The sequence below is a fragment of the Flavivirga spongiicola genome, assembly GCF_030540825.1.
GTDB classification, from domain to species: Bacteria; Bacteroidota; Bacteroidia; order Flavobacteriales; family Flavobacteriaceae; genus Flavivirga; species Flavivirga spongiicola.
Genome location: NZ_JAUOEO010000001.1, coordinates 2,110,212 through 2,128,739, shown reverse-complemented (window position 1 = coordinate 2,128,739; position 18,528 = coordinate 2,110,212). Strand labels below are relative to the sequence as shown.

The following is an 18,528-nucleotide window of genomic DNA, read 5'->3' as shown; positions in this document are numbered from 1 at the left end:
TTTTAAGGCTCTTTTATATTAAGTGTCATTCAGAACGAAGTGAACCTGCCTGCCTGCCTGCCGGCAGGGAATCTCTTTAAAATTAAACGGTTAGACATTCGTTTTTTGAGATTTTTCGACTACGCTCAAAATGACACCTTCAAGCCTTTTAAACAGCCTCCTTCATTTTATATCTAAACCTCTACTTTTTCTTTCTTAATCCTTCTTCTAAAATATTCTACAAACAAAATAACCAATACACTGATACCAAACAACGGAAAAACAATACCTAGTAAAACAATTAAAGCCATAATGCCATAACCTGCTCTAAACTGCAAAGGAACTTTTGGTGTGCCCCATTTTTTATGTGGTTTACGCTTTATATACGATATTAAGGCGGCAATAGACATAAAGGCTAATAACACGGCTACACCAATCATAAGCACCCAATTCCAGGTACCAAACTGTCCTTGATGAAATGCCATAAACCACATACGGCCTCGCATTAAAATACCAACATCTTCCCAGTTATGATTTACTAATTGTTTTCCCGAATATTGATCAAAGTGAAAACGTTTCTGTGTTCCCAAATCAAAGGTCGTATTGTAAATGCTATACACGCCCTTTTCATCTTTTGGGAGGCCTATGCTCACTTCACCTTTTAAATTCATGGACTTGGCAAGTCTTACCATCTCATCCAAAGAAATAGCCTTTCCTTCAATAGTCGATTTTAAACCTCTGGCATTCCAGGTTTTAGGAAAACCCGTATTTGTAACCCTTTGTACCCATTTAAAGTTATCCCCAAAAACATCGGTCCAAGGCATCCCACCCGCTAAGGTCATGAGTAATAAAATAGAAATCCAAAAGCCAAAAACGGTATGCAAATCTCTAAAAAGTATCTGCTTTCCTTGTTTAAAACGAACCTTAAAAAACCCTTTGATGCCTTCTTTTTTAGCAGGCCAAAACACATAAATACCCGTAATAATTAATACAAAAAGCCAGCTGGCAATAAGCTCTACGATTTTGGTACCAAATTGACCCAATAGCAATTCGCCATGCAACTTTCTAACGGTATACATATCTGAATCTTTAGGACTGATACGCCCGGTAACCTCAGCCTTATATGGGTTTACATATACACTGTTTTTATGACTAAACATCCCCGAGGTAAAAGCCGTTGCCTGATTTGCTTCCGTAGGAATCACCATGGTATTAGGTGCTTTATGTAATAATGGTTTTGCTAGTTGCCATTGCTCTTGATAGGACATAGCCTTGCCTTCGACCTCAACAACTTTTATATGTGCTTGTTTTGGCGCTTCGTAAGCATCTTTAAATAAATAGATACCTCCGGTAATGGCCAAAATAATAACGAATGGTAAAGAAATAAGCCCGGCAATAAAGTGCCATTTCCAAAGCCATTGATTTAATTTATGATCTTTTTTTAACATGGTTTAAAAGGATTAAAAGTGGTTGTCTAAAGACTGTCATTCCTGCGAAGGCAGGAATCTTATAAATTGAATCTAAAATTAAACAGGTTCTCAGAATGACATTAAATTTCAAAGAGATTCCCTGCCGGCAGGCAGGCAGGCAGGTTCACTTCGTTCTGAATGACAGTCTTTAGACAGCCACTTTATGATTAAAATTTATACTTTACTCCAAGATGAAAAGCTCTAGGGTTGCCTATCACATAACCGTTTTCTCTTCTAAACCTGTTATAACTCGCTCTAGCAGCATATAGCTCATCAAAGATGTTTAACGCATGTGCCCAAACTTCAAAATGTTTCGCATTATAAGACACCAAAGCATTAAACACATTGTGCCCGTCGTAAATAGCAGTATCGAAAGTGCCATCACCATGATCTATTTGATCTTCAAAACTGGTATTATATTTACCAACTAATTCGTGCGTCACACTTAATAAAAGCCCTTTAATGGCCTGAGGTCTATAAGCAATTTTAGAAGTTCCTAAAAGTTTAGGAGCCGTTTCCCTATCGGTGTTAGAATAATCAACCCCTCTATCGAAAAAATCGACATACCTGTGCTTAGCAAAGCTTCCGTTATGGCTAATAGTTAATGTTTCAACCGGGCTATATTTTATGCCATACTCTAGACCATAAGAACGTGTTTTCCCTACATTGGCATTAAAGAATTCATCATTTTCATCACGTAATGTAACAAGTGTATTCTTCCCTTCTAAAAGATAGACCGCAACATCTGCTTTTAAAGTATTTGAGAGTCTCAAATAAGTGCCTATTTCAAAATTATCATAACTGCTCGGTTTTAGATCGAACACATCGCCACCAACCCCAACAAAACTATTACGATATAAAGTGGATGTTTGTGGCGGCGTAAATCCGTTAGAGTAATTAGCATACAATCCAAGCTTTTCAGTCAGGTTATAATTTGCTCCTAATTTTGGCGATACATTCCTGTAAGTGTTTTTAGAATCCTTAGGGCCAGCCACGCCATCAACTAAATTATTATAATCGTACTCAAAACCGTCATATCGTAAAGATGCTGTTACTTTTAATGCTTCAATGGGGTTGATCTCATACTGAAAATAGCCCGCATAGTTTAAAATACTCGCATCATAATTAAGAATATAATCACCGGAATTTAATGTGTATCCTGTATTTTGACCTGTGGCAGTATCAACCATTACAGCAATTGTTTCGGCGACATAATCTTGTGGAGAATAGTCTAACGAAGATCCGACAATTAATGTAGATTTTGCGAAATCGAAATCTATTTTATGCTGCACTAAACCGACAACGCTTGAAAATGAATTTTCATTAATTTCACCACTTCCAAAACCCGTTAATTGGCCACTGTTTCTAAACTGCCTAATGCGGTAAGACGGCGTTTGTCCCATTTCATTTTTTCTAAAAACAAAGTTGAATGCCGTTTTATTTTGGGCATTCCAGATTTTATCTAAGGTACTTCTAAACCTAAAAGAAAAAGCGGCTCGTTTGGTAAAGGTTTGATCACTTTCATAATTCCCTCCAGAATAATCTGACTCACTTATAGATCCTGCCATATCTGACCGGTAATCAATAATATCGAACACGTTTGTCCAGTTTAATGTGGATGACAAATGATTCACATTTTTAAATGTTAATGCGAATTTTTCATAATCACTATGCTCTACAGGACCATCATTACGTTGTGTAGATTGCACACCAATATAAAAGCCAACCTTTTCGTTGGCATACTTAGAGAGCTCTAATTCATAACGCGTTAATCCCATGTCATTAATTTGAAATCCGGCATGTCCGGAAAAATCTCTGGTAGGGTTTTTAGTAATAAAGTTAAAACTACCTCCAATAGCTTCGCTTCCATAAATACTGGATGCCGGTCCTTTTAAAACCTCTAAACGATGAAAGGCAACGTCATTCATTTCTAAAAGGGCATTATGATTAAAAACCGCTGTTGGACGAACTGGTAATCCATCTTCAACATATAAAAACAGTGATTTGGTAGATATTGGAGAACGTACAGACATAAAATGCTGCTCGTTACTGGCAGCTCTGGAGGTAGACATTAAAACGCCCGGAACATTGTTTACCAATTGGTCTATCCCAAAAGCTTTAGTCTCTGTAATATTCTTAGAGGCTATGACCGAAATGGAAGCTGGAACTTCTTTCCTTTTTTGAGTTTCCCTACTTGCCGAAATAACCACTTCTTCCAAAGCTTCATCGTTATAAGCAAGCACAATAATATTCTCTCCTTTTGAAAGGGTTTTAGTAACTGTTTGGTACCCTATAAACTTGATAACAACACCAGTATCTTCTTCTAAAGAAATTGAAAATTCGCCATGGCTATCTGAAACAACCGCATTTTGTAAATTAATTTGGGACTGAATGGTGGCTTGTGCCAATGGTTGATTATTAACATCTACAACTTTTCCGTTGTATTTGTTTTGCGCATACACGCATAAGCTTGCAAAAAAAGTTACAAGCACTAGTATGTTTTTCATTTGTACTAATGATTAGTGTTTTAAGTATTAGATATCACCAACGCATGATTCATAAAACCATACGGGTTGTATGTAATAAAATTTAATTTATGGAATGGACAACTGAGGCAATCTAAAAAGTGTCATATTTTGTCATTCAGAGCAAAGCGAAGAATCTTATGTTATTATAAATCAATACATCGTATTTCTAGAGATTTTTCACAGCTTCGCTGCTACCTTCTAAACAAAATATATTTTGTTTCTCGGTAATATTCAGAATGGCACTTTTAAACAGCCTTGTTCTAAAAACTAAAAAAAGTTATTAAGCCTGAGGAGGCGGGATTAAAATATCCGTAGTTAAATTGGTAAACGTATTATGGTAGTTCCAATTATTTTTAACCGAAATAGGAGGCTGCTCTAAACAAAAATAAGCGTTGTTTTTATGAAAATAAACAGGAATAAAAGCCTCGAAGATCGAGTCCAAAAATGAAGTACCTTCAGAATCATCAACCGAATTTACAGTCAATTGATTTGCTAAATGGCATTTACCATTACATTGTAATTCTGGCTTTTCTTTATTAACACAGTAGGTTTCAATAATATAATCTATGTTAAGTTGAAAATACGCCACATACCCCATATTATAAGCTGGCCTTAAAGCAAAAGCAAAAAATAAAATAAATGGATATAGTTTCAACTAATAGGCTGATTAAATATAACTGCGAAATTAACACAAAACTTTTTCTTGCAATAAATTATTTATAGAAATTTTCTTAATAAATCCTTAACAAACAACTGTTTTTATTGCGATTTGTTTAATTTTACCGTCTATGAACTTATTTCCCATAAATGCAGGAAATCTAAAACTTGATGGCGGTGCTATGTTTGGTGTTGTGCCTAAATCATTATGGCAAAAAACGAATCCTGCCGATGCTAATAATATGATTGAGCTTGCAACACGTTGTTTACTCATTGAAGATGGTAACAGACTCATATTAATAGATAATGGCATGGGCAATAAACAATCTGAAAAGTTCTTTAGTTATTATTATCTCTGGGGAAATCATACTTTAAAAGGTTCTCTTAAAGCACATGGTTTTCATCCAGACGATATCACTGATGTTTTCCTGACACATTTACATTTTGATCATTGCGGAGGTAGTGTTCAATGGAATAAGGATAAAACAGGATACGAACCTGCTTTTAAAAATGCGCACTTTTGGAGTAATAAAGATCATTGGTTGTGGGCAACACAACCCAATAGACGCGAAAAAGCATCTTTTTTAAGAGAAAATATTATTCCTATAGAAGAAAGTGGGCAACTAAAGTTCACATCGCTTCCAAAAGACGATTTACTTAATAATTCAGAACTTGGTTTCGATATCTTTTTTGCTAATGGCCATACCGATAAGCAAATGATTCCGCTTATTAAATATAAGGATAAAACCATCGCTTTTATGGCAGACTTATTGCCTACTGCCGGGCATTTACCACTTCCTTACGTTATGGGTTACGATACCAGACCCTTGTTATCTATTAACGAAAAAGAAAAATTCCTTAACATCGCAGCCGAAAATAATTACTACTTGTTTTTAGAGCACGATGCCTATAATGAAATAATCACTGTACAAAAAACAGAAAAAGGAGTGAGGCTAAAGAATACCTATACGACTCAAGATATATTTAACTAAACAAAATTTAAGACTAAAATTAAAACATGAAAACAATTAAGACAATAACAGCTTCTGCCTTTGCAGCTATACTAATCTCAGGATGTGGTAGTACAGCAGGAATCCTATCAACACCTGTAGAGAATATTGATAATACGCCTTTAAAGGTTACAGAACTAACTAAAGCAGAAAAGCACAATTGGGGGCATTTGGATTTGGTAAAAGATACCATTCCAGGAATGAGTGTTGATAAGGCTTATGCTGAAATTATCAAAAACAAAAAAGGTAAAAAAGTTATTGTAGCAGTTATAGATTCTGGAATTGATATTGACCATGAAGATTTAGATGATGTATTATGGACCAATACAAAAGAGAAGCCAAACAATGGAAAAGATGATGATAATAATGGCTATATAGACGATATACATGGATGGAATTTTTTAGGTGATGGCTATGATGAGCAATTGGAGTTCGTTAGAATTTTAGCTCAGGGAGATACTAGCAACCCTGACTATAGCAGAGCACTAACCGAGTACGATAAAGAATATCAAAAATATTCAGGTTACAAAGGAAACTACGAACAGATCTTTCAACAAATAAAATCTGCTGATGCCACTTTAGCTAAACACTTTGGAAAGGAAGATTATACCAAAGCAGAAGTGAATGCTATCAAAACAGAAGATGAAACTCTTAAACAAGCTGTACAGGTAGCTAAATACATGTTTAGTAATGGTATGGACTCTCTTGCTGATGCTAAAAAAGAAATCTCTAAAGGGATAGAAAGTATCAATGAAAGATTAAATTATAACCTAAACAAAACGTTTAAAGGGCGTACTACTGGTGATAATCCAGACGACATGTCTAGTACTTCTTATGGTAATGGTAATGTAAAACCCGTTAAGAAAAGTGAAAGTCATGGTACACACGTAGCAGGTATTATTGCTGCAGAACGTAATAATGGCAAAGGGGCCAATGGCGTAGCAAATAATGTGGCTCTTATGAGTATAAGAACCGTACCAAATGGCGATGAGTACGATAAAGACGTCGCTCTGGCTATTAGATATGCTGTTGATAATGGCGCACAAATTATAAATGGAAGTTTTGGTAAAAGTTACTCACCACATAGTGATTGGGTACGTGATGCTATTGCTTATGCAGGAAAAAATGATGTGCTTATTGTACACGCTGCCGGAAATGATAGCAAAGATGTAGATACGGAGCCTAATTTCCCTGATGACAATATAAATGGTCAAGAAGTTTCAGATACTTACATAAGAGTTGGTGCTTTAGCTCCAAAGTATGGTTCTGGATTGATTGCTGGTTTTTCTAATTATGGAAAGCAAAATGTAGATGTTTTTGCTCCCGGAGCTAAAGTATATTCTACAACACCAGAAAACGAATATGATACTAAAGGTGGAACGTCTATGGCGGCTCCTGCTGTTGCTGGTGTTGCTGCTTTAATTCGTTCTTACTATCCAAAATTAAGTGCGGCTCAAGTAAAGCAAATACTTATGGATTCTGGTTTAGCTGTAAAAACAAAAGTGGTTGTTGGTGGTAATACTGATGATGTAAGACCTTTTGCTGATTTAACAAAATCGTCTAAAATGGTTAATGCTTATAATGCTTTAATTATGGCGTCTAAAATGTCTAAATAATATTAATTAAATGAATAGAAGGCTCTCTAAAAAATGTCATTGCGAAGGAGGTACGACTGTGGCAATCTGTTTAAATTAAACAGATTCTTCTTCAGCTTCACTTTGTATCTTCAAACAAATATATTTTGTTTTCGATAATGTTCTGAATGACACGCTTTAGAGCGCCTTTTTTAACCCAATATTTTATACTATGAAACGATTCTTTTTTTCTGTTTTAAGCTTAGGCGTCTTTATTTCTTGTAGTAGTTCAAAAAATATGACTCCTCCAAAAGTACCTGCTGTAACGACGCCACAAACCCAAACTTCGCAAGCGTCAAATACGTATTGGCAACAACATGTAGATTATAAAATGGAAATTGATATGGATGTAAATACGTATCAATATAAAGGGAATCAAACCTTGGTATATACCAATAACTCACCCGATGTATTAAACCGAGTGTATTACCATTTATACTTTAACGCTTTTCAGCCAGGAAGTGAAATGGATGTGCGTTCTCGCACCATTGCAGATCCGGACTCAAGAGTTGGAGACCGCATTAGTAAATTGAAGCCTAATGAAATAGGTTATATAAAAGTTAATTCATTAAAACAAAACGGCACAGTTTTAAAACACGAAACGGTGGGAACTGTTTTAGAAGTCGATTTAGCGAAACCGATACAACCGGGGGAAAGTGTTACCTTCAATATGGTTTTTGATGCACAAGTCCCTGTTCAAATACGTCGTTCTGGAAGAAACAGTAGGGAAGGTGTTGCCTTGTCTATGACACAATGGTATCCAAAATTAGCAGAATACGATTTTGAAGGATGGCATGCCGACCCATATATTGGACGTGAGTTTCACGGGGTTTGGGGAGACTTTGATGTTAAACTAACCATTGATAAAACTTATGTTGTTGGTGGTACCGGTTACCTACAAAACCCTGATGCAACAGCCAATAATGGTAAAATAACATGGCATTATAAGGCACCAAAAGTACACGATTTTACCTGGGCTGCAGACCCGGACTATATCCACGATACACTACAAATTCCAAATGGTCCGTTGTTAAACTTCTACTATAAAAGCACCTTAGATGCAGAAAAGAAGGAAAGCTGGAAAAAATTACAGCCAAAAACAGCAGCGCTTATGAAATATTTTAGCGAACACATTGGCACATACCCTTATAAGCAGTATTCTGTTATCCAAGGCGGTGATGGTGGTATGGAATATGCTATGTGTACCTTAATAACAGGAAACCGTAGTTTTGGAAGTTTAGTTGGTGTTACAGCACACGAAATGGCACACACGTGGTTTCAATTCTTATTGGCTACTAATGAGGCTAAGCACGAATGGATGGACGAAGGTTTTACCTCATATATTAGCGAATTAGCTGAAAATGAAGTTATGAGTCGTAACAGAAAAAACCCTGTTGCCGGTGCTTATGGAAGTTATATTTATTTGGCTAAATCTGATAGAGAACAGCCACTTACTACGCATGCAGATCGTTATCATTATAATCAAGCCTATGGTATTTCTGCATATAGCAAAGGCTCTGTATTTTTAGCGCAGCTAGGTTATATTATTGGTGAAGACAATTTAAAGAAAACCATAAAAAAATATTTTAACGATTTTGCTTTTAAACACCCAACACCTAATAGTATTATCCGTTCTGCCGAAAAAGTATCTGGTTTAGAACTGGATTGGTACTTAATGGATTTTGCACAAACCACTAATACTATTGATTATGGTGTGAAAAATATTGAAGAAAAAAACATCACATTAGAGCGCATAGGTCAGATGCCAATGCCAATAGATGTAACAGTAACTTATACGGATGATACTACCGAAGACTTTTATATCCCTTTACAAATGATGCGTGGAGAAAAACCAACCTCAGCTACTTTAAAAGCAGATTGGGCCTGGGCATATCCTACTTACACTTTTGAGGCTTCTAAAGCTGTTAAAAGTGTTCAAATTGACCCTAAAGGGATGATGGCGGATGTGGATAAAAAGAATAATGTTAAATAGATTGATTTCATTTTGAATAATCTATTTAATAAAATTTTAAGACCTCTTTTTACAAAGAGGTTTTTTTATTCTAAACGATTTGATTTTACAGAGATCTTTTTAGGATAAACCTTCAAGATTCTTTTAAGGGCGTTCAGGTTTTTAGTAGACTTAAACCCCTTATTTCTCTGTTTTGGTATTAGAATGATGTAGGTATACTCTTTATTCAGTATGACAAAAAATCATATTTTAGAGAAAAAATACTACCCAACCAATCCATATGTTGTTTTTATTATAAAAGACATCATATGAATAATCCAACTCATTTCATTTTTACTAAACCATTACAGTTGTTAATAATAATTATATTATTACTAATTTTTGGAGGCTGCAGTAATGACTCTAATCTTGATTTATTATATAAAAAAAAGAACCACTATCATGAAGCATTCCACGAATATTACAATTGTATTGATGATATTTTAAAAAAAAACAAGATTGCAAAAGATGAAATTAATGATGTAATAATTGAATCTCATCGTATGGGTTTTAATTTAAAATTGATACCATATCTTGAAAATGAATTAGATAAAAACCCAGGCAATTATGATTTTCATTCTCTTTTAGCAAAAATAATTCATGATCAAGGCTCTTACGAAGAAGCTTCTACATACTTAAGTAAACTAACTGACATAGAAAATAATCATATAATTTTATCACGTTTATTAGAGATGAAATTAGATAGAGTGGATGAAACCTGGGTAACCCAATTTGTTGATAGTATAAGTGAAAAAGATTATCAAAACTATAACTATAATTTATCTAAAGTTTTCGAAATAAGAGGTGATTTTGACAAAGCATTGAAAGCAAATTACAATAATGTTGATAATGCTAAAAATGGTAATTACTTAAGGTCAAAATATGCCAAAAACATATCAACAATTCACAAAGAATTAAATAATGGATTATTACGAGATTATTTTTATTTTTTGTATCATCATTCTATTAAATACAAAACGTACGATCGTTTAAAAAAATATCATAATGAATATGATGATTATAAATTGATATCATCACAATTAAGCATCAAAGTTCTTTCAAAAGATAATGTAAATATCCGTCAAAATTTTGAGATTAATTTTAATAAAAGATGTAATAGTATTAAGCTACCGATCTCTCTTTCAACTGGTAATGAAATTGAATTCGAAACCAGAATTAATCCAGAAAAAAAATTTAAAATTAAGCATGAGAGACATCAAAAAAATGAAATCCTTAGTATTAAATTTAACGATACTATACAAGAATCAGAGACAATAAATATTAAGGTCTCCTACAAATCAGCACTTCGAAATAATAGCACTGATTGGTCAAACTTTGATTTTAAGGTTTTTCATCCTGTCAGTAAAATCAATTTACAGCTTTCAAATGATTTAATCTTTAATAAAAAATTTTCCAAATTTTATAGTCATATTAAAATTCATAAAATAAACGCACATAAATATGAATTTCAAATAGAAGACCCAAATGTAATTGAACTTATTAGGTTTAATTTTACAAAATCTGATACGATTAGTTGGGTTTCAAATAAAATACTTTTCCTGTCAACATTTTGTATAATCATTGCATTCCTTATGGTTCTTATAATTACATTTTACGGTACGGCTAAGGGGGCTAAAATAGGGTTAATTGTTCTCTCGATAGCGTACATTATTCCAATTTTGTCAATTACATTAACAGAAAACTGGCACCTTGATTTATCAGAAAAAGTTTTTGGAGAAATATTTTCATATAAACAAGGTTTTTCTCAAAAATTTCTTGCACTAATATTGTTGTCTATCAATACACTTCTTTTGACTTTTTCTTATTGGTTTATTAGAGATTTTAAATCTCGATTAAGAGAAAATATAGGTAGAGTTTATATTGAGTTTTATCTATTAACTGTACCTATAATTATTCCTATTATACTTTCAACTGGATTTTCATTTCTTAGTTTAAAGTATTTGCATAACAATCACGATTGGTACTTTAATTCATATATTGTTGTTTTTTATGTATTACTTTCAACTATTGTCATAATAATAATGTTAAGACAAACAAACCAATCGCTAATATCTCTTTTTACTGGTTCTTTCATTGGGATTTTAGCAATGTTTTTAGCAAATACTTACCCCTTTTTAAAAATAATTTTTCTAGTGGTATTCTCTTCCTTAGTACTTTTAATTCTTTATGGCCTTTGGATAAAATATAAATCAGAATGGAAAAATGTAAAAATTGAAGAGTCTAATAAAAAGACTATTCTTTCTAGACTTGAAAAAGACATCAAATACATATTAGACAAATATTCTTATGTAATAAAGGTTGCAACATTGATCTCAGGATTAGCAGCATTCTCAGTAGTAATGATGAATTTAGTAAAATAAAAAATCAAAATGGCACATTGCATTATTGGTCGAACATGAATCTGTATCTAAATTTATGGAATCTGCTCAGAATGAAATCTATTTAAAGTATGCAGGACATAGAACAGCTGCCTTGGAGGATTCGAGATTACTTCCTATCTCTCAAATTGAAATATAAAATAACAGGGATATGAGCTCATATTTGGTAAAAAATAATACCAAGTAGGTTTTAATATTTTTCAAAAATATAAAAGGCACTTTATGAAAATAGAGTGTCTTTTTTTTATAACGATGATTAAAACCATTTTCCAATCGGAAAATGGTTTTTTCTATTAAAAAGGAGGGTATTTAATGGGTCATTCGTTTACATAATGAATCGTTTTAAATATTAAAAAGAAAACAACAAATTATTCATTCCCAAATCATGAAACAAATTAAAAAAACGTGCAAAAGAGTACTCCAAAAAACGAACCTGTTCCTACTACTATTTTTAATACTTTCAAGTTGCAGTAGCGATGATGATCATGCAACACCACCAGACCTGAGTAATGAAAATCGCATCACCAGTTTTATCTTCACTAAGGCTAATAACGCAAACCTTTCAGAAGATATTAATGGGGTGATGAATCAAGAGGATTTAACAATAAATATTTCATTCCCATCAGGCACAAATGTAAAAAATCTAACACCAACAATTAGCATTTCAGATTTAGCTACAGTAAATCCAAAATCAGATATTAGTGTCGATTTAACGGCGCCTGTAATATATACCGTCACAGCAGAAAATAAAGCCATTAGAAAATATACCGTGGAAGCTACCGTTGCCGCTCCAATCCCGCTTTCTGATAGAGAAATCCTAGAGCTTTTTTATAATGCCAACCCAAGTAATACCTTAGGCTGGGATTTAAACGCTGATTCCATGAATACCTGGGCTGGGGTTACTTTGGATGATGATCGGGTAACAGTACTAGATGTTCATCTTAAGAGCATAAGTACCATACCAGCAACGTTTGGAGGTCTTTCTAAATTAGAAAAACTCTTTATTTATGATAATCAAATAAGTGAGTTGCCTGCCGAATTTGGAAATCTAACAAGTTTAAAAACACTCAATATTGCCAATAACACACTTGGTAATTACCCTACTGAATTAGAACAACTAAACAATCTGGAACATTTAGCCATTGGAAGTAATCAAATAACCAGCCTTCCTAACAGTATAGAAAACTTAAGCAGCAAATTGGTTTTGCTTAATCTGGACGGTAATGAATTAACGAGTATTCCTTCTGCAATTGGTAATTTGACAAGTCTTCTCAATTTAAGTGCTCATAACAACAAAATGACAAGTATCCCGTCTGAAATAGGGAATTTAAATCAAATTTGGACTTTAAATTTATCTAATAATTTTCTGGTTCAGCTTCCGTCTGAAATTGGAGATATGGACGATCTGGAAATTTTGAACTTAGAATATAATGAAATCAATAGTCTACCTGACGCTATTGGGAATTTAAGTAAATTAAAGACCCTGCAACTCAGCGAAAACCAATTGGCTTTGCTTCCTGCTACTATTGGAGATCTAACTAACTTAACGCTTTTAGATTTAGAATATAACAATCTAACTGTTATTCACTCAAGTATTGGCTCATTATCCTCTTTAGAAACTCTGACCTTAAATAATAATAAAATTGCAACACTTCCATCAGAAATTGGAAATTTAAATATTACTTCTTTAATCTTATCCGTTAACAAGCTGACCAGTATTCCTAAGTCAATAAGTACTATGAATAATTTGGTTGGTTTATATCTATCTGATAACGAACTAACCAGCATTCCTCCCGAAATAGGTAATTTAACAGGGTTAGTTGCGCTATACCTTACCAGCAACCAATTAACCACTATTCCACAAAAGGTTTGTGATTTAGAAACGTCCGGAACTACAATAACTAAAGATCCAAGTGTTACTTGTTTATAAGTACAAAAAGAAATGGCAGCAAAAAGAAAAACAAAACATGATTCAGTATTGCTTTGAGTAAGCTAGTTTATAAAACCAAAAAACCTCTTTTTCCATAAAGAGGTTTTTTGGTTTTAAACAATTTTACTTTGTAAAAAATTCAGTTACTTTCGCTTAAGCTATGATATAAAACTTTAAAAAAATTTCATATCATAAAATCATTATATATAATTAATACTCTAAGTTTCGGATGAAAAAACAAAATTTTTTATTTACACTTTTTATTGGATTATCAATTTTATCTTGTTCATCTGATGACAATGGGCAGAAAGACATTCCTATCGAGATTGTCAAACTATATAAAAAAACACTTGTATATAACAATGGAAATATTTCTTTTGATAAAGAAGTCTTTTATAATGATGAAAACAAGATTAAGTCCATCACAATAAATGATTACAACTACCTATCAAGAACATTTACAGTATCTTATAATAGAAATAACATTAGTTCAATTATTCAAAATACAAACTTTGATAACCCTAATAATGCTGATAATTCTGTAACTTATAATGTAACGCTTGAAAATAATAAAGCAACACTTGTTTCTACTGCAAACAATAGTTTGTTAGAAATATTCTTTACAAATGGTTATGTGGATTCAACGAAATTCACTTTTGACACATCTTCTCCAACAAATTATTCAGAAGAAGTTTTTACAAGAGATTCTAATCAAAACTTAATTTCTAATTCTACAGGAACAGAAACTTTTACATATTCAAATTTTGATTCTAACAAGGAAAATGACCCTTTTGGAGGAGCCATGGAATATGAATATGGTGATTACTTTGATATTCTAGGTTTAAAAGTGACAAAAAATAATCCTTTAACAGGAAATTATAAACAAGGAAGTACAAATGATACTTGGAATATTTATTTAGAGTATGACAAAAATGGATTTGTAACCAAAAGCACTAGAGAACCTAACTCTATAACCTATTATGAAGAACATCATTATATTGAATTATAAAAACCGTTAATAGCGTAGAAATTATTAAAACAACAGGTTTCTAAAAAGGGCTAAAAATAAAAATGAGGCTTTATGAAAATGTAGTATCTTTTTCATTTTCAAATAATTTTATCCTATAAAGTTTCTATGACTTTGGCTTAAGTTTTGATACAAAGTAACTTGTGTTGAACTTGTTTTAGTATTAAAACGATTTCATATCATAAAGTCATTAAACAAGCTTTCACTAGATGTAATTTGCTCATTTTTATAACACAACATATGAAAAAACGCTTCTTAATCATCATTGCCTTATCAAGTATAACATTTAGCAGGGCACAAACGATTCAATCCAGTAGTCGTACTACAACAGGCTATATTAAAAGTGATGGTACCATTCAGAATAGCAGCCGAAGTACTGTTGGCTACATTAAAGACAATGGAACCATTCAAAACAGTAGCCGAAGTACCATTGGTTATATTAAAGACGACGGAACCATTCAAAACAATAGTAGGAGCACCGTTGGTTATATTAAAGAGAATGGAACCGTTCAGAACAGTAGCCGAAGTACTATTGGCTATATTAAAGAGAATGGAACCGTTCAAAACAGCAGTCGAAGTACTATTGGTTATGCCAAAGACATTAAAAAAGAATGGGCTGTAGTCACTTTTTTCTTTTTTGAATTCTAAATATGGTTAAACATTATACTTATTAATCCTTAAAAATGATATATACAATTGGTATTACTTTCACTATTGGCATCAAATACCTCTTTACTAATATCTAATCCGTAAAAGTTAAAATGCATTTGTGGAGATAAAATAATTTATTATATATGAATTAGAAAACAGACATATTTTAACGATACTAAGACTCAATCCTAATACCAAGGTTCTTTTTTATACATACTTGTTTTGGCAACACGTTCACGATTATTAAGTCTTAAATGGGTCTTTGTTATTTGTTTATTTCTATAACCCAACAAATGAAAAAACGATTTAGCAAAAAACTTAGCAACCCTTAGGTTGACCTGTAAAATACCTTCCGTTTTATTTAACCAAGAAACACCAGGTAAGGCAACTAATAAGTTATCAAACTTCGTGCGCCTTAAAAGTGTTGATAGTTTTAAGTAAAACGGTTTTATACGCCTTATAATAAAAAAACCTTCAGAGCCCTTAGTTTGATATAAAGGCATAAAAATACGTCCGTTATACCTTGCTTTTAATTCTCTACGATTACTTATAGCAATTGGAATACCTTTATTAATAGCTTGAAAGCTTTTAAAACCATTTATCATGGTAAAGGTTTCGTTAGATTGTATCTTATGAAGATAAATAACTTCAAAAACATCAGCCATATTAGCTGCTTGTGTTTGTAATTCTTTACAATGGTCCAAAAAATTAGTAATATGATCTATTTTTAAAACACCAGAAAACACTAAAGCTAAATAAATAAACGCTATGTTGTTCGTGATAGCACTTAAATCTTCGTGCTGCCCAGATTCAAAACCTAAAGACACATAGCCTAATTTGTTTATGTAACTTAATAACGGACCATTTAAATATTCTTCAATACCTAGCACAATAGGTACAGGAAACTGTTTGGCAAATTTTCGGTTTATTAATGCATCATTAATGGTTATAAAAGGCAAGGTTTTACTTGATGTGGTGTGTAAGTCTATAAAATAAAATGGTGGCTTTTCTGTTTCTAAAATAGTGTTTAAAATACCTAAGATCTCTAATAATTCTGCTTCATCATCTTTTAAAGCGGTCTTCTTTTTAATAGCTTCAATACGTTCTTTAGTCCAAAGTCGATTTAAATCTTCATCAGCATATCTCTGGTTTAACTGAAGCGCTTTTAAATTACCCGAAATACCATAAACAGTCCCTTTGACTTTTAACGGATCAATGGTTTCTAAAACGTCCTTTAAAGCAAAAACTCCTGAGGTTTCATTACCATGAATACCTCCAAAAAACACCACAGTTGATCCTGGTTTTGACCCTTCGATTTTGCCAAGTACCCTATTTACAGTTATGCTATTATCACGTGCTTTACTATATACATCCATCATCCATTAAAAATCATTTCTTGTAATTAATCCCACTAATTTATTTTGTTTCACTACGGGAAGGCTGCCTATATTATTATCGTTCATTAGTTTTTTTGCAACATGAATAGGTGTGTACTCCTCTGTAGTTATAACATCTGTCTTCATTATTTTATTAACAGCAATGTTTTGCTGTTTCGGATTCTCTAAATATGATTTAACATCTTTCCAGGTTATTAAACCAATCAATTCCCTACTAATGTTTATAACTGGCATGTGGTGAATGTTTTTCCATTTCATAATATTTAAAACCAATTTAACGCTATCTTTTTTATCAACGGAAAAAATATCAGAACTCATAATATGCTTTACAACTCTTTGTTTTTTAAAAGAAAACGCATCGCTTTCATTTAATGTATCCCAAGTAGATACAGGATATCCTTTTTCTTGCTTTTCATACATTTTAGAAGTTAATATTTGCATGGCCTCGAAACGCTTATGATATTTTAATAGCTGTCTATAGTTTCTAACAAGCCACTCAGAACCACTATTAGCTTGCATTCTATTTTTTATAACTTTTAAATAATGCTCCGCGTCTTTTGGCGCTACTCCAACACTATACAAACCTTTATATGCCATAGGTAAAAGCTCATCTAATATTAAACTGTAACTAGAAACATATTTTCCATTCCAGTAAAACTGAGTAGCCATACCATATCGAGCTGCGTTAAAAAAGTTTGATTTCGTATCTTTAAAATCCCATTGTTCATGTATGTTATTATATTTTTTTGGTTTACCTAGCATAACACCTACCCAAAACGCCATGTTTGCAATTTCGTCTGTAAGTGTTGGGCCTGAAGGGATGTATCTGTTTTCAATTCTTAAGTTTGGTTTGCCTTCCGTTTTTCCATAACAAACTCGATTCCATGGGTATACCGTACCGTTATGTAAGCCTAACGCTTTTAATCCTGGAATTTCATTATTGTTTAACATATCTACACTATCCTTAATAAAGCTGGTCGTCATAAAGCTTCTAAACCGGGAAATATTGTCTTTAAAAATATCTGTTATAGATCCTGTTTGCCATTTACTACCAAAACTAACTCTGGACTGTTTTTCGTTTAATAAATAAGAATTAGCTCTGGTATCGACACTTTGTGTAAATAATGCTATCCGGGTTTCTCTCCATAGCTCTTTACCAAATAGCAACGGCGAATTAGTACATGCACTTAAAATGGGTCCCGAAATAGCTTGCGCCCAATTATAACTATCTACAAAAGTTTTCGGACTTAATTGTAAATGCATTTGAAAACTGGTATTACAGCCTTCTAACATGACAGAATCATGCAATAAATTTAATTCATCCGTTCCTTTGATATGGATATCGAAATTTTGCCTTCTTATTCCTTTTATAGCATCATTTAATACAGAATAACGCTCAACATTAGTCATATTCTGCTCATTAGCATTATTAACAGAAAGTGATGGTAAAATGCCGGTTAAAACTATTTTAATGTCTTTCTTTGATGCTGCATTTTTTGCCTTTTCTAACAGTGTTTCTAATTGTTTATGCAATTGTGAAAAGCAAGTATTTCCCAGTGCTAAAGGGTCTAAGTTTATTTCAAGATTATAATTGCTAATCTCTGTTGTAAAATGAGGGTCATCGATATCTTTTAAAAGCTCTAAAGATTTACTTTCTGGTAAAAATTGATTGTTTACCAAACAGAATTCTTGTTCAGCTCCTATTCTAAAAATAGCATCTTCTATCATGCCATTTTCAATCATTAAATCAAGTGCTTTAATATCGTTTAATAAATGATGAATATAATTAGCCCGGTCTTTTTTAGTCTTTAGTTTTGTAACATTTAAATCGCCCAT

Annotated in this window: 12 protein-coding genes; 7 read left to right on the top strand and 5 right to left on the bottom strand. The window is 32.7% G+C overall.

Features of this window, described 5'->3' with window-relative positions; translation table 11 throughout:
• Positions 1 to 173: 173 nt before the first annotated feature.
• The 3 genes from Q4Q47_RS08460 to Q4Q47_RS08450 all read right to left on the bottom strand — a co-directional run bounded on the left by Q4Q47_RS08460 (position 174) and on the right by Q4Q47_RS08450 (position 4,631).
• Positions 174 to 1,427 (bottom strand): PepSY-associated TM helix domain-containing protein, encoded by a 1,254-nt coding sequence (locus Q4Q47_RS08460; protein WP_303306222.1) that lies wholly within the window; start codon positions 1,425 to 1,427, stop codon positions 174 to 176.
• Positions 1,428 to 1,615: 188 nt separating this feature from the next.
• Entirely contained in the window at positions 1,616 to 3,955 is a 2,340-nt protein-coding gene (locus Q4Q47_RS08455) for a TonB-dependent receptor (protein WP_303306221.1), read from the bottom strand.
• Between the two features lie 301 nt (positions 3,956 to 4,256).
• Positions 4,257 to 4,631: a hypothetical protein gene (locus Q4Q47_RS08450; RefSeq protein ID WP_303306220.1), complete on the bottom strand. Its 375-nt coding sequence runs from the start codon at positions 4,629 to 4,631 to the stop codon at positions 4,257 to 4,259.
• A gap of 133 nt (positions 4,632 to 4,764) precedes the next feature.
• Between Q4Q47_RS08450 and Q4Q47_RS08445 the strand changes: the two genes are divergently transcribed.
• The 7 genes from Q4Q47_RS08445 to Q4Q47_RS08415 all read left to right on the top strand — a co-directional run bounded on the left by Q4Q47_RS08445 (position 4,765) and on the right by Q4Q47_RS08415 (position 15,292).
• Entirely contained in the window at positions 4,765 to 5,625 is an 861-nt protein-coding gene (locus Q4Q47_RS08445; protein ID WP_303306219.1) for an MBL fold metallo-hydrolase, read from the top strand.
• Positions 5,626 to 5,651: 26 nt separating this feature from the next.
• Positions 5,652 to 7,259 (top strand): S8 family peptidase, encoded by a 1,608-nt coding sequence (locus Q4Q47_RS08440; protein ID WP_303306218.1) that lies wholly within the window; start codon positions 5,652 to 5,654, stop codon positions 7,257 to 7,259.
• Between the two features lie 190 nt (positions 7,260 to 7,449).
• Positions 7,450 to 9,270 (top strand): M1 family metallopeptidase, encoded by a 1,821-nt coding sequence (locus tag Q4Q47_RS08435; RefSeq protein ID WP_303306217.1) that lies wholly within the window; start codon positions 7,450 to 7,452, stop codon positions 9,268 to 9,270.
• Positions 9,271 to 9,557: 287 nt separating this feature from the next.
• A complete protein-coding gene (locus tag Q4Q47_RS08430) occupies positions 9,558 to 11,669 on the top strand; it encodes a tetratricopeptide repeat protein (protein ID WP_303306216.1) in 2,112 nt (703 codons plus the stop codon).
• 403 nt (positions 11,670 to 12,072) lie between these two features.
• Entirely contained in the window at positions 12,073 to 13,617 is a 1,545-nt protein-coding gene (locus Q4Q47_RS08425) for a leucine-rich repeat domain-containing protein (protein WP_303306215.1), read from the top strand.
• Between the two features lie 229 nt (positions 13,618 to 13,846).
• A complete protein-coding gene (locus Q4Q47_RS08420) occupies positions 13,847 to 14,626 on the top strand; it encodes a hypothetical protein (RefSeq protein ID WP_303306214.1) in 780 nt (259 codons plus the stop codon).
• Positions 14,627 to 14,884: 258 nt separating this feature from the next.
• Positions 14,885 to 15,292, top strand: coding sequence for a 5-fold beta-flower protein (locus tag Q4Q47_RS08415; RefSeq protein WP_303306213.1), 408 nt, complete (start codon positions 14,885 to 14,887; stop codon positions 15,290 to 15,292).
• Between the two features lie 191 nt (positions 15,293 to 15,483).
• Here Q4Q47_RS08415 and Q4Q47_RS08410 read toward each other — a convergent pair whose 3' ends face one another.
• Together Q4Q47_RS08410 and Q4Q47_RS08405 are read right to left on the bottom strand one after the other, a co-directional pair.
• Positions 15,484 to 16,674, bottom strand: a complete 1,191-nt coding sequence (locus tag Q4Q47_RS08410) for a succinylglutamate desuccinylase/aspartoacylase family protein (protein WP_303306212.1) — start codon at positions 16,672 to 16,674, stop codon at positions 15,484 to 15,486.
• Between the two features lie 3 nt (positions 16,675 to 16,677).
• Positions 16,678 to 18,528, bottom strand: a complete 1,851-nt coding sequence (locus Q4Q47_RS08405; protein WP_303306211.1) for a CBS domain-containing protein — start codon at positions 18,526 to 18,528, stop codon at positions 16,678 to 16,680.

What these genes read in the sequence shown, in the direction of transcription:
- Q4Q47_RS08415 (WP_303306213.1), top strand. Translation starts at nt 14,885, where the DNA reads ATGAAAAAACGCTTCTTAATCATCATTGCCTTATCAAGTATAACATTT.
- Q4Q47_RS08425 (WP_303306215.1), top strand. Translation starts at nt 12,073, where the DNA reads ATGAAACAAATTAAAAAAACGTGCAAAAGAGTACTCCAAAAAACGAAC.
- Q4Q47_RS08440 (WP_303306218.1), top strand. Translation starts at nt 5,652, where the DNA reads ATGAAAACAATTAAGACAATAACAGCTTCTGCCTTTGCAGCTATACTA.
- Q4Q47_RS08410 (WP_303306212.1), bottom strand. Translation starts at nt 16,674, where the DNA reads ATGATGGATGTATATAGTAAAGCACGTGATAATAGCATAACTGTAAAT.
- Q4Q47_RS08405 (WP_303306211.1), bottom strand. Translation starts at nt 18,528, where the DNA reads ATGGGCGATTTAAATGTTACAAAACTAAAGACTAAAAAAGACCGGGCT.
- Q4Q47_RS08430 (WP_303306216.1), top strand. Translation starts at nt 9,558, where the DNA reads ATGAATAATCCAACTCATTTCATTTTTACTAAACCATTACAGTTGTTA.
- Q4Q47_RS08435 (WP_303306217.1), top strand. Translation starts at nt 7,450, where the DNA reads ATGAAACGATTCTTTTTTTCTGTTTTAAGCTTAGGCGTCTTTATTTCT.
- Q4Q47_RS08455 (WP_303306221.1), bottom strand. Translation starts at nt 3,955, where the DNA reads ATGAAAAACATACTAGTGCTTGTAACTTTTTTTGCAAGCTTATGCGTG.
- Q4Q47_RS08460 (WP_303306222.1), bottom strand. Translation starts at nt 1,427, where the DNA reads ATGTTAAAAAAAGATCATAAATTAAATCAATGGCTTTGGAAATGGCAC.
- Q4Q47_RS08445 (WP_303306219.1), top strand. Translation starts at nt 4,765, where the DNA reads ATGAACTTATTTCCCATAAATGCAGGAAATCTAAAACTTGATGGCGGT.
- Q4Q47_RS08420 (WP_303306214.1), top strand. Translation starts at nt 13,847, where the DNA reads ATGAAAAAACAAAATTTTTTATTTACACTTTTTATTGGATTATCAATT.